Source organism: Streptomyces hoynatensis (assembly GCF_003626535.1).
In the GTDB taxonomy this organism is placed as follows: domain Bacteria; phylum Actinomycetota; class Actinomycetes; order Streptomycetales; family Streptomycetaceae; genus Streptomyces; species Streptomyces hoynatensis.
Map to the genome: position 1 here is coordinate 189,933 of NZ_RBAL01000007.1, position 12,326 is coordinate 202,258.

Annotated in this window: 10 protein-coding genes; 7 read left to right on the forward strand and 3 right to left on the reverse strand. The window is 74.3% G+C overall.

The window, feature by feature from the left end:
• Positions 1-7 precede the first annotated feature (7 nt).
• Positions 8-553: a (2Fe-2S)-binding protein gene (locus D7294_RS14720; RefSeq protein WP_241562364.1), complete on the reverse strand. Its 546-nt coding sequence runs from the start codon at positions 551-553 to the stop codon at positions 8-10.
• Between the two features lie 222 nt (positions 554-775).
• Entirely contained in the window at positions 776-1,960 is a 1,185-nt protein-coding gene (locus D7294_RS31925; RefSeq protein WP_158674627.1) for a hypothetical protein, read from the reverse strand.
• Positions 1,961-2,174: 214 nt separating this feature from the next.
• Here D7294_RS31925 and pstB (D7294_RS14735) point away from each other — a divergent pair, with 214 nt between their 5' ends.
• The 6 genes from pstB (D7294_RS14735) (at position 2,175) to pstB (D7294_RS14760) (ending at position 8,202) form a co-directional block, all read left to right on the forward strand.
• Positions 2,175-3,041, forward strand: coding sequence for a phosphate ABC transporter ATP-binding protein PstB (pstB, locus tag D7294_RS14735; protein ID WP_120679657.1), 867 nt, complete (start codon positions 2,175-2,177; stop codon positions 3,039-3,041).
• Between the two features lie 31 nt (positions 3,042-3,072).
• Positions 3,073-3,837 (forward strand): response regulator transcription factor, encoded by a 765-nt coding sequence (locus D7294_RS14740; RefSeq protein ID WP_241562366.1) that lies wholly within the window; start codon positions 3,073-3,075, stop codon positions 3,835-3,837.
• 252 nt (positions 3,838-4,089) lie between these two features.
• Positions 4,090-5,211: a phosphate ABC transporter substrate-binding protein PstS gene (pstS, locus tag D7294_RS14745; protein WP_120679659.1), complete on the forward strand. Its 1,122-nt coding sequence runs from the start codon at positions 4,090-4,092 to the stop codon at positions 5,209-5,211.
• Between the two features lie 142 nt (positions 5,212-5,353).
• Entirely contained in the window at positions 5,354-6,298 is a 945-nt protein-coding gene (gene pstC / locus D7294_RS14750) for a phosphate ABC transporter permease subunit PstC (RefSeq protein ID WP_120679661.1), read from the forward strand.
• Positions 6,298-7,377, forward strand: a complete 1,080-nt coding sequence (gene pstA / locus D7294_RS14755; RefSeq protein ID WP_120679663.1) for a phosphate ABC transporter permease PstA — start codon at positions 6,298-6,300, stop codon at positions 7,375-7,377. Before pstC ends, pstA begins: the two co-directional genes overlap by 1 nt.
• Positions 7,378-7,422: 45 nt before the next feature.
• Entirely contained in the window at positions 7,423-8,202 is a 780-nt protein-coding gene (pstB, locus tag D7294_RS14760) for a phosphate ABC transporter ATP-binding protein PstB (RefSeq protein ID WP_120679665.1), read from the forward strand.
• A gap of 91 nt (positions 8,203-8,293) precedes the next feature.
• On the opposite strand, the gene D7294_RS14765 is transcribed toward pstB (D7294_RS14760), so the two are convergent.
• Entirely contained in the window at positions 8,294-9,148 is an 855-nt protein-coding gene (locus D7294_RS14765) for a helix-turn-helix domain-containing protein (protein WP_120679667.1), read from the reverse strand.
• A gap of 451 nt (positions 9,149-9,599) precedes the next feature.
• Here D7294_RS14765 and D7294_RS14770 point away from each other — a divergent pair, with 451 nt between their 5' ends.
• Positions 9,600-12,155 carry a helicase-associated domain-containing protein gene (locus D7294_RS14770; protein ID WP_120679670.1) on the forward strand — a complete coding sequence of 852 codons (2,556 nt, stop codon included), beginning with the start codon at positions 9,600-9,602 and terminating at the stop codon, positions 12,153-12,155.
• The last annotated feature ends 171 nt before the right edge of the window (positions 12,156-12,326 follow it).

Here is a 12,326-nt window from a genome sequence, read left to right on the forward strand (position 1 = left end):
CGGCTCCTCACATCCGTTTCGCGGCCGCCGCGATGGCGGCGGTGAGGTGCGGATAGGCGGCGCAGCGGCAGAGGTTGCCGCTCATCCACTCGCTGATCTCCGCGGGGTCGGCCTCCTCCCCCGGCGCCCCGGCGTGCCCCTCGCGCACCAGGGCGACGGCGGACATCAGCTGGCCGGGGGTGCAGTAGCCGCACTGGAAGGCGTCGTGGGCGATGAACTCCTCCTGCATCGGGTGCAGTTCGCCGCCCTGGGCGAGCCCTTCCACGGTGGTGACGCGGCGGCCCTCGCAGGCGATGGCCAGGGTGAGGCAGGAGAGCACCCGCCGTTCCTCCACCCACACCGTGCAGGCCCCGCAGGTGCCCTGGTCGCAGCCGCGCTTGGCGCCGGTGAGGCCGCACCCGTCGCGCAGCGCGGACAGCAGGCTGACCCGTGGCTCGATGTCCAGGGTGTAGGGGACGTCGTTGACGATCAGCGGGACGGGCACCGGCCCTGGGCCGCGCTCCGGGGGAGCGGTCGCCGCCTGGCCGCGGGCGGCCGGTTTGTGCGTGGTCACGGTCACACCTCTGCGCGCTCGTAAGGGGGTTCGGGAGCGGCGCCGGCGCGGCACCCGGGGCAGTAAACCCACCAACCCCAACAAAAGGTGCATACCGGCGCTGAGGGGTTCAGATGTACCACGCGCGTCCTGCCCCGCCCCGCCGCGGCGGTCAGGCGTGTTGCCGCGGCCCGGCGCGGCCCGCACGGCGCCCGGCGGGCGGCCGGGAGCCGGGGCGGCCCCTCAGCCGGCCGCCTTCTCCGGCGCCCGCCGCCTGGCCCGCCACAGCAGGAAGGCGGCGCTGGCCAGCGCCGCGGTGCGCAGCAGCCACGGCCAGTGGTCGTCGAACGCGGCCCCCGCCTCGCCCTCTTCGAGCGGCGCGCCGCCCCAGCCGCCCGACCTGGCGAGCAGCCACAGGCCGTAACCGCCGAAGACCAGCGCGGGCATGCCGAAGGTCGCCCACTGGGCGACGCGGCGGCTGAGCCGCGGGGACCAGTAGGCCGTCAGCCAGCCCAGGCCGAGGACCACGATCGAGCCGACGACGGTCCCGGCCACCAGCAGCAGCACGCCGAGCAGTTCCACCGGCCCGCCGGCGCGCTTGCCCAGCAGCGCCGCCCTGGCCAGGCGCCCGGCCGTGCCGCGCGGGCCGGAGCCCCTGGCCGCCCCGGCGGCCGAGGGGTCCTCCTGCGCCAACCCGCCCGCGCCGTCCCCTGGTTCGCCGCCCGCCTCGCGCCCCTCGCCCGCCGGGGGCGCGCCCGGCGGGCCCTGCTCCCCGTCGTACGCCGTCTCAAGGGGCGCGTCGAAGGGCGGGTGCAGCATCTCGGGGATCTCGATGCCCCCGGTGAAGCGGCCGATGTCGCCGTCGGGCCAGTAGGTGCGCGGCATCCCGCGCCGCGCCGCCCCCGGCCCGGCCGCGCCCTCCGGCCGCGCCGCGCCAGGCGCCCGCGCTCCCGGCGCCTCCGGCGCCTCCGGCACCTCGCCGCGCGCCTCGCCCGGCGTCTCGCGGGCCTCCCCCGGCGTCTCGCGCGGCTGCCCGGCCGGCCGCGCGCCCCGCGACGACCACAGTCCCCACAGCGCGCGCGCCGCGCCCTCCACCTCGACCCGCCGCGGGGCGGGCACCTGACGTTCCGTCACGGGCCGCCCGGAAGCCGGCCGCCCGGCCGCGGGCCGCTCGGGGGCGGGCGCCTGTGCGCCGGGTCCCGCGGCGGCCGCCGCGACCACCTCCTCGGGGCTGCCGAGGCGGTCCAGGATGCGGCGCACGGCGGCCTGGCCCTCCGCGCCCCCCGCCGCGGACCTGGCGCGGCCGATCTCGGTGCGCAGCCTGTTCACCAGCGAGGCGCGTTCCGCGGCCGACATGCTGGTGCCGTGCGCCAGGTCGCCGACCCGGCTCAGATAGTCGAATACCAGTTGCTCGCCTTCGATTCCCACACCCAGCTCCCTTGCCAGGGCCGGACGAGGTCGGCCCGCACCCGACGGCAACTGGCCCGATGCTACTCGTGGCCGGGCCGCCGCCGGGAGAACCTGAGGGAACGCCGTTGTTCATCGGGGGTTCACCGAACGCCGTACAACCCGCTACCCAGGGCTCGTTACATGGTGAACGTCCCTGCGGGGACACCGTCACCACGCCCCCGGGAGCCTTCTGATGGCAACTGGCCTTTCGACTCACGTCACGGCCCGACGCCGCCCGAGGCGGACCCGGACACTGCCGGATCTCGCCCCGGTGGTCTTCGGGCTGGCCAGGCTCCAGGTCTCCTACGGGCGTCACCGCGCCGTGCGCGACGTCACCATGACGGTGCACGAGCGCGAGATCACCGCCCTGATAGGCCCCTCGGGCTGCGGCAAGTCGACGGTCCTGCGCTCGCTGAACCGGATGAACGACCTCGTCCCCGGCGCGCGCGTGTCGGGGCGGGTGACCTACCGCGGTCACGACCTGTACGGCCCCGGCGTCGACCCCATCGAGGTCAGGCGGCGGATCGGCATGGTGTTCCAGCGGCCCACCCCGTTCGCCAAGTCGATCTACGACAACGTGGCCTACGGGCCGCGGGCCGCGGCCGGCCGCCGCGGCCGGCTGCGCAAGGCCGAGCTGGACGACCGGGTGGAGGAGGCGCTGACCGGCGCGGCCCTGTGGGACGAGGTCAAGGACAAGCTGAAGAGCAGCGGGCTCGCCCTCTCCGGCGGCCAGCAGCAGCGCCTGTGCATCGCCCGCGCCATCGCCGTGCGGCCCGACGTGATGTTGATGGACGAGCCCTGCTCCGCCCTCGACCCCGTCGCCACCGCCAAGATCGAAGACCTGATGCTGAGGCTGCGGCACGAGATGACCATCGTGATCGTCACGCACCACATGCATCAGGCCGCCCGGGTCTCGGACCGCACCGCGTTCTTCACTGCCGACACCGACAGCGAGGGAGAGCGCCATGGGCGCCTGGTTGAGTACGACGCAACCGAGAAGATCTTCAACCGCCCCGCCGACCGGCGCACGGAGGACTATATTTCCGGTCGCTTCGGATGAGCCTCCCGCGCAGGAGGCGTCCGGGGACGCCATGCTGACCCATCCCGCCGGCCGTTCCCCCGGGCATTCCCCCGCCCCCGCGCCGGGCGCGGGCGCGCCCGCCATCCCGCTCGGCTCGAACCCGGTGGTGCTGCTCGCGGACGCCGACGAGCGCATCAGGCAGGGCCTGACGGCCCAGCTGGCGAAGTACCAGGTGTCCGTCGTGCACTGCGCCGACGGCGCGGCCGCGCTGCTGGAGGCCGGGCTGCGCAAGCCCGACGTGCTGCTGGTCTCGGCCGAGCTGCCGGTGATCGACGGCGCCACCGTGCTGCGCCTGGTGCGCCGGCGGCTCTCCATCCCCGTCGTGCTCGGGGTGGGCCCCGAGGACACCGCCGAGGTGGGCCCGGCCCTGGCCGCGGGGGCGAGCGCCTGCGTGGCCCGCCCCTACCGGCCCAGGGAGGTGGCGCAGCTGCTCAGCCTCGCCGACCGGGGCGGGCGTGGCTGGGACCAGCCCCTGGTGTGCGGGCCGCTGACCCTGGACCCCTCCACCTACGAGGTGCGGATGCACGGGATCTCCACGGCCCGGCTGCCGCTGCGCGAGTTCCAGCTGCTCCACCTGCTGATGCTGCACGCCGAGAAGGTCATCACCAGGGACCGGATCAGGGCGGAGCTGTGGGGCGAGGGCGCCCGGCGTTCGAACACCATCACCGTTCACATTCGCCGCCTGCGCGAGCGGCTCGGCGACGACCCGCACCACCCCGAGATCATCCAGACCGTCCGCGGCGTCGGCTACCGCCTCGTGCCCCCGGAAAGCTGAGCCCACAAGGGCAAGGGCCTGGCTCCCCGCGCCGCGGGAGCCGGGCCGCACCCCGTCTCGCATCACGGAGACGAGACGACTTCCTTAACGATTCCAACTCTTTTTGTGAAACTGCCGGTTCCGACGAACCTATCTTTCTGTTCACCTTCTGGCCCTCACCCCTTCGCTGGCCGCTCCTACGTTCTCCTCGACAACGTCGAGTCATTTACCCCACCCGGCCGGTTGGCTGGGACGAACGAGGAGCAATCGGCCATGCGCAACTGGCGCGCCACGACCGCCGCGATAGCCACGGTGTCCGCTCTGGCCCTGGTCACGGCCTGCAGCAGCAGCAACGAGGACGACGAGCCCACCAACGACGGCAGCTCGAGCAGCAGCTCGGGCGCCTCCGACCTCTCGGGCACCATCTCCGGCGTGGGCTCCAGCGCCCAGCAGGCCGCCCAGCAGGCCTGGCAGGCCGCCTTCCTCGCGGACAACCCGGATGTGACCATCAACTACGACCCGGCCGGCTCCGGCGCCGGGCGTGAGCAGTTCATCGCGGGCGGCGACGTGGCCTTCGCCGGCTCCGACGCCTACCTCGACGACACCGAGATCACCGACGCCACCGCCCGCTGCGCCGACGGCGAGGTCGTCGAGCTGCCGGTCTACGTCTCGCCCATCGCGATCGTCTACAACCTGCCGGGCGTCGACGAGCTGAACCTCAGCCCCTCCACCCTGGCCCAGATCTTCGACCAGAAGATCACCAACTGGAACGACGAGGCCATCGCGGCCGACAACCCGGGCGTCGAGCTGCCCGACACGGCGATCACCCCGGTGAACCGCTCCGACAAGTCCGGCACCACCGAGAACTTCACGGACTACCTGGCCCAGACCGCGCCCGAGGACTGGCAGCACGAGGTCAGCGGCGACTGGCCGGTGTCCGGCGGCGAGGGCGCGGACGGCACCTCCGGCGTCATCCAGGCCGTGACCAACGGCGAGGGCGCCATCGGCTACGCCGACGCCAGCCAGGCCGGCGACCTGGGCACCGCGCGCATCAAGGTCGGCGACGAGTACGCCGCGTACTCCGCCGAGGCCGCCGCCGCCGTTCTGGAGGTCTCGCAGAAGGCCGAGGGCCGCGGCGAGTACGACTTCGGCTACGACCTGGCCCGCGACACCACCGAGTCGGGCACCTACCCGATCGTCCTGGTCTCCTACGTGATCGGCTGCACCCAGTACGACGACCCGGCCACCACCGAGCTGGTGAAGAGCTACTTCGGCTACCTCATCAGCGAGGAGGGCCAGCAGGCCGCCGCCGAGGCCGCCGGCTCCGCCCCGATCTCCGACGCGCTGCGCCAGCAGCTGCAGCCCGCGGTGGACGCCATCGGCGCCGCGAGCTGAACCGCCCCGGTCCTTCACGGTCCGGGCGGCCACCCCTCGGGGGGCCGCCCGGACCTGAGGGCTTCCCGGACCTCCCCGCCGGGGCGCGGCGAGATCCGCGACTTCCGGAGCTTCGGACGCCAGCACGAGAAAGGGATAAGAAGTGCCCCCCACCACCGAGAAGACAGGCACCAGGGGAGCGCCGCTCCGCCTGGGTGACCGGGTCTTCGCCGGCGCCTCCACCGGGGCGGGTGTCCTGATCCTGGTGATCCTCGCCGGGGTCGCGGCCTTCCTGGTCAGCGAGGCCTGGCCCGCGGTGACCGCGCCCTCGGAGGAGATACCAGGCGAGGACAACATCGTCCTCTACATCTGGCCCCTGCTCTTCGGCACGCTGCTCTCCGCGTTCCTCGCCCTGGTGATCGCCACTCCGCTCGCGGTGGCGATCGCCCTGTTCATCTCGCACTACGCGCCGCGCAGCGTCGCCACGATCCTCGGCTACGTCATCGACCTGCTGGCCGCGGTGCCCAGCATCATCTACGGCCTGTGGGGCGCGCAGGTGCTCGCGCCGCAGACCGTCGATCCGACGCAGTGGCTGGAGGACAACCTCGGCTTCATCCCGCTGTTCGACGGCCCGGCCTCGGCCACCGGCCGCACGATGCTCACGGTGACCCTCGTGCTCGCGGTGATGATCCTGCCGATCTGCACCGCCGTCGTGCGCGAGGCGTTCCTGCAGACCCCGCGGCTGCACGAGGAGGCCTCGCTCGCCCTCGGCGCGACCCGCTGGGAGATGATCCGGATGTCGGTGCTGCCCTTCGGCAGGTCGGCCATCGTCGGCGGCGCGATGCTCGGCCTCGGCCGCGCGCTCGGCGAGACCATGGCCGTCGCGATGGTGCTCTCCGTCTCGGGCGACGTCACCTTCGACCTCATCAGCCAGGCCAACCCCTCCACGATCGCCGCGAACGTCGCGCTCTCCTTCCCCGAGTCCTCCGGGACCGAGATCAACGTCCTGATCGCCTCGGGCCTTGTCCTCTTCATCGTCACGCTGCTGGTCAACATGGCGGCGCGTGCGGTGATCAACCGGCGCCGCGACTTCTCGGGGGCCAACTGATGACGTCAGCACACACCGCCTCCGCCCCGGCCGAGGCCGAGCCGCAGCTCCAGACCCCGCTCACGCACCGCTCGCTGCCGCGCCGGGCCGCCCCGGCCGTGCTGCTCGTGGCCCTGCTGGCCGGCCTCGGGCTGCGGCTCGCCGGGCTCGCCCTGGCCTGGAGCGCGATCCTGGCCGCGGTCGGCTACACGGTGGCGATCTATTCCTGGTCCCGCGCGGTCGAGGGCACGCGGAAGGCCTTCGACCGGATGGTCACCGCGATCGTCACCTCGGCCTTCCTGCTCGCGCTGCTGCCGCTGGTGTCCGTGCTGTGGACCGTGGTCGACCGCGGCAGCGGCCGCTTCGACTCCGAGTTCTTCAGCTACTCGATGCGCGGCATCGTCGGCGAGGGCGGCGGCGCCCACCACGCGATCATCGGCACCCTGATCGTCACCGGCATCGCGGCGCTGATCTCGGTGCCCGTCGGGATGCTGACCGCCATCTACCTCGTCGAGTACGGCCGCGGCCGCCTCGCCAGGTACATCACCTTCTTCGTGGACGTGATGACCGGCGTCCCCTCCATCGTGGCCGGCCTGTTCGCCTACGCCCTGTTCGAGCTGTTCTACGAGGCCGGCGTCCGCATGGGCATCATGGGCTCGGTCGCCCTCTCGGTGCTGATGATCCCGATCGTGGTCCGCTCCACCGAGGAGATGCTGAAGCTGGTGCCCAACGAGCTGCGGGAGGCGTCGTACGCCCTCGCGGTGCCGAAGTGGCGCACCATCCTGCGGGTCGTGCTGCCGACCGCCGTCGCCGGCATCGCCACCGGCATCACCCTGGCCATCGCCCGGGTCATCGGCGAGACGGCCCCGCTGCTGGTCACCGCGGGCGTCACCGCGAGCGACAACTTCAACCCCTTCGACGGCCGCATGGCGACACTGTCGGTGTTCTCGTACAACGAGTACCGCTCCCCCGGTGTCCCGCCCGAGCCGTCCTTCGACCGGGCCTGGGCCGCGGCCCTCACGCTGATCCTCATCGTGATGCTGCTCAACCTCGTCGCCCGGCTCATCTCCCGGCTCTTCGCGCCCAAGACCCGCGCCTAGCGCCACCACCGACCCACCGGAACGACGTTAAGGAAGCGAAGCACTGTGGCCAAGCGCATCGAGGTCAAGGGTCTCGACATCTACTACGACAAGTTCCTCGCCGTGCAGGGCGTGTCGATGACGATCAGGCCGAAGGCCGTGACGGCGCTCATCGGGCCGTCAGGCTGCGGCAAGTCCACGTTCCTGCGCACGCTCAACCGGATGCACGAGCTCGTCCCCAAGGCGCGGGTCGAGGGCAAGGTCCTCATGGACGACCAGGACCTGTACGGGGCGAACGTCGACCCGGTCAGCGTCCGCCGGCACATAGGCATGGTCTTCCAGCGGCCCAACCCCTTCCCGACCATGTCGATCTACGACAACGTCGCGGCGGGCGTGAAGCTCAACAGCAAGCGGATGAAGCGCGCGGACCTCGACGACCTGGTCGAGCGCTCGCTGAAGTCCGCGAACCTCTGGGAGGAGGTCAAGGACCGGCTCGGCAAGCCGGGTTCCGGGCTGTCCGGCGGGCAGCAGCAGCGCCTGTGCATCGCCCGCGCCATCGCGGTGCAGCCCGACGTGCTGCTGATGGACGAGCCCTGCTCGGCCCTCGACCCGATCTCCACCCAGGCGATCGAGGACCTGATGCTGGACCTCAAGTCCCAGTACACGATCGTGATCGTCACCCACAACATGCAGCAGGCGGCGCGCGTCAGCGACGTCACCGGCTTCTTCAACCTGAAGGCGGTCGGCGAGCCAGGCGGCCTGGTGGAGATCGACGACACCGAGACGATCTTCTCCACGCCGAGCAACAGGGCCACCGAGGACTACATCTCGGGCCGCTTCGGCTGAGGACGGGCGGGCACGTCCGGCCCGGCCGCCGGGTGGCCGCTCCCCCGCCGCCGGAGGAGCGGCCGGCCCCGGCCGGGACGTTGCCCGCCCCTCACAGCTCCCTGGCGATGTGGTGGATCAGGTTGCGCGACTCGTCCGGGTCGAGCGAGACCTTCAGGGCCCGGCCGAAGAAGAGCCGGTACCTGGCGAGCGTGGCCTCCGCGTCCAGGAAGAAGCCGCCGATGGGCGCGTCCACCTGCACCGTGTCCAGCTGCGGCACCACGCCGTAGGCGTAGAGCACCGGCTGGGTGGCCTCGAAGTACTCCTCGTTGGTGAAGGGGATGACCCGCACCGTGATGTGGGGGCGCTCCGAGTCGAGCATCAGCTGCTCCAGCTGCGCCCTGGCCACCTTCCTGCCGCCGAAGCGCATCCGCAGCGCGGCCTCGTGCAGGAAGACGTCGAAGGGCGGCGGGTTGTCCCGCTCCAGGACAACCTTGCGCCGCATCCGGTGCTCCGTGCGGGCCTCGATCTCCTCGCGCGGCAGTTCGACCACCCCACCGTGGAAGAGCGTCCGCGCATAGTCCTCGGTCTGCAGCAGGCCGGGCACCGACACCGTTTGCAGGATCTGCATGGAAACGGCGTGGTGCTCCAGCTCCGAGGTGTCGAGCCAGCTGGGGGCAAGGATGCCCCGGTACTCGTCCCACCAGAACTGCCCCCGGTGCTCCCTGGCGATGGCGCACAGGGCGTCGAGCAGGGCCTGGTCGGAGCATTCGTAGAACGTGGCGAGCTTCCGGATGCGGTCCTCGCTCACCCCGATGCGCCCCGACTCTATGTGGCTGATCTTGCCCTGGTCGGTTCCGAGCATCCCGGCGGCCTCCCGGGCCGTCTTCCCGGCGCGCTCCCGCAGTCGTCGCAACTCCGCACCCAACCGCGCCTGTCGGGCGGTCGGATTCTCCCTCGGCGGCATCGGTTCCCAGTCCTTCCGTCGGCTGGCCCCGAGTTTGCCGCCCCCTCACCCCTTGAGTCCACTCGCCTACAGATGGCCGAAAATCCCCACCGCGCGCCGGCGCCGCCCCGCGCACGCCCCGGGGGATACACGACGGATTGCCCCGGTTGCGCCCTGGTGTGTCCCGGCCCCGGACGCGGAACGGCAAGAGCGCCACGGAATATGTATGCCCCTCCTCGGGCGTGCCCGTCTTGTGCCGCCCGCACGAGCCGGGACCCGCCCCCGCCGGCGCGCCCTGGACCGCGGCATGGGCGAGCACCACCACCGCCCCGCGGCCCCGGGAGCGGGCGGCACCTGACCGGCCACGGAACGGCGGCGGACCGGCGCGGACCGGGCCGCGGGCCGGGGAAGGAGGCGGCTTCGGCGACCGGCCCCTGACCACCGGGGCCCGGGTGCCGGTACGTTGGGTGGAATGACCCGTGAGCGACACGCCCCAGCGGGCGGGCGGCACCCCCAGCGCGACGCGCGTGCGCGCCGGCCCGACGTTGCGCGGACGCTCGCCGACGAGCTCCGGGCGCGGTCCGACGCCGAGCTCGCCGGGCTGCTGCGGGCCAGGGCCGACCTGCTCTCCCCGCTGCCGGGCGACCTCTCCCAGCTGGCCACCAGGGCGGGCAGCCGGGCCTCGGTGCTCCGCGCCCTCGAACGCCTCGACACCTTCACCCTGCAGACCGCAGAGGCGCTGGCCATCGCCCCCCAGCCCTGCCCCTACGACACCCTCGCCGCCCTGCTGCCCGGCTGTGCGGAACGGCTCCCCGCCGCGGTCGGCAGGCTGCGTTCCCGCGCCCTGCTGTGGGGCGAACCCGACCGGCTGCGCCTGGTGCGCACCGCCCAGGAGCTCCTTGCCCCCACCGCCTCCCGGCCGAGCGCCACCGGGCTCGGCCCCACCCTCGCCGAGGCCGCCGCCGGGATGTCGCCGAGCCGGGTGCAGGAGCTGCTCGCCGCCGCGGGGCTGCCCGCCACCCACGACCCGGTGTCCGCGCTCGCCGCACTCGGCGCCCTCTTCTCCGACGGCGCGCGTCTCGACGCCCTGCTCGCCCAGGCCCCCGAGCCCGCCCGCTCGGTCCTGGACCGGCTGGTGTGGGGCCCGCCCTACGGCACGGTGACCGCGGGCGGCGGCACCGTCTCCCCGCACCCGGGACCCCACCTGCGCTGGCTGCTCGACCGCGGCCTGCTGATGCCCACGAGCCCGGGCACCGTCGTGCTGCCGCGGGAGGTCGCGCTCACGCTGCGCGGCGGGCGCGCCCACCGCGAGCCCCGCCCCGAGCCCCCGAGCCCCCCGCTGCGCGCCGAGCACGCCCCCGAGGCGGTGGATGCCGCCGCTGCCGCCGCGGCGCACATCGCGCTGAACGTGGTCGAGGAGCTGCTGACCGCCTGGGAGGCCGACCGGCCCGCCGTCCTGCGGGCCGGGGGCCTCGGCGCCCGGGAGCTGAAGCGGACGGCGGCGCAGCTCTCGCTCTCCGAGCCGGAGGCCGCCTTCTGGATCGAACTCGCCTACGCCGCCGGGCTGCTGGCCTCCGACGGCGAGGCCGACGAGCGGTACGCGCCCACCCCCGCCTACGACGAGTGGCTCGCCGCCGGCGCCGAGCGGCGCTGGCTCACGCTGGTCCGCGCCTGGCTCGCCGCCACCCGGGTGCCGGGGCTGGCCGGCGCCAGGGACGCCAAGGGCCGGGTGCTGGCCGCGCTCGGCCCCGGGCTCGACCGCGGCCCGGCCCCTGCGCTGCGCCACCGGGTGCTGTCCCTGCTGGCCGCGCTGCCGCCGGGCGCCGCGCCCGAGCCGGGCGGGGTCGTCGCGCGGATGCACTGGGAACTGCCGCGCCGCATGCCGGAGGAGACCAGGGCCGAGTTGAGCGAGGCCGCCCTCGCCGAGGCGGAGCGGCTCGGCGTCACCGGCCGCGGCGCCCTGGCCTCGTTCGCCCGCCCGCTGCTGGCCGGGGACGCCGAAGGCATCGAGGCCGCCGCGGGCACCGAGGAGGCCGCGGGCACCGGGGCCGCCGCGGGCGCGGCCGGGGCGAGGGAGCGGGAGGAGGCCGCCGCCGCGCTGCTCGCCCCGCTGCTGCCCGAGCCCCTCGACCACTTCCTGCTCCAGGCCGACCTGACCGCCGTCGCCCCCGGGCCGCTCACCCGGGAACTCCGGCAGGCGATGGCCGCGGCGGCCGACGTGGAGTCCAAGGGCGGCGCCACCGTCTACCGCTTCACGCCGGACTCGGTGCGCCGCGCCCTCGACTCGGGCTGGTCGCCCGCCAGGCTCCACGCCTTCCTCGCCGAGCACTCCCGCACCCCGGTGCCGCAGCCGCTCGGCTACCTCGTGGACGACGTGGCCAGGCGGCACGGGCAGCTGCGGGTGGGCGCGGCCGGCTCGTACCTGCGGTGCGAGGACGACGCGCTGCTCACCCAGCTGCTCGCCGACCGGCGCTGCGCCGGGCTGCGGCTGCGCCGTCTCGTGCCCACCGTGCTGATCTCCCAGGCGCCCCCGGACACGCTGCTCGACCGGCTGCGCGAACTCGGCTTCGCCCCGGCGGCCGAGACCGCGGAGGGCGCGGTCGTGGCGCTGCGGGCCGAGCCGCGCAGGACCCCGCCGCGCTCCGCGCCCGAGCCCGCCCCCGACGGGCCGCCGCCCGCGGACGAGGCGCTGCTCACCGCCGCGGTGCGGGCCATCAGGGCGGGGGACCACGCCGCGGGCGCCGCGCCGCGCCCGGCGGGCGGGCGGGTCGGCGCCGCCCTGGAGCAGGCGGCCACCGGCGCCCCGCCGCGCACCTCGGCGGCCGAGACGCTCGCCACCCTCCAGGCGGCGGCGCGGGGCGGCGAGCTGGTGTGGATCGGGCACGTCGGCGCCGACGGCGTGGCGGGCCGGCGGGTGCTGGCCCCGGTGCGCGTCGAGGGCGGCTTCGTCACCGCCTTCGACCACACGGCGGAGGAGCTGCGCACCTACCCGCTGCACCGCATCACCGGCGCCACGGTCCTCGGCTGAGCCGCGGGCCCGGCCCGGGAGTTGCCGCAAGGGGTCCCTCGACTCCTTTGCCCGGCACGCCACTTGGGCGCCTCCCACGGCCCCGGGCCCGGGCCGCCCGCGGAACGCGCCCGCGCCCGCGCCGGGGCGCGCCGCGCCGGTACAAGCCGCCGCAACGCGGGTAGACATCCT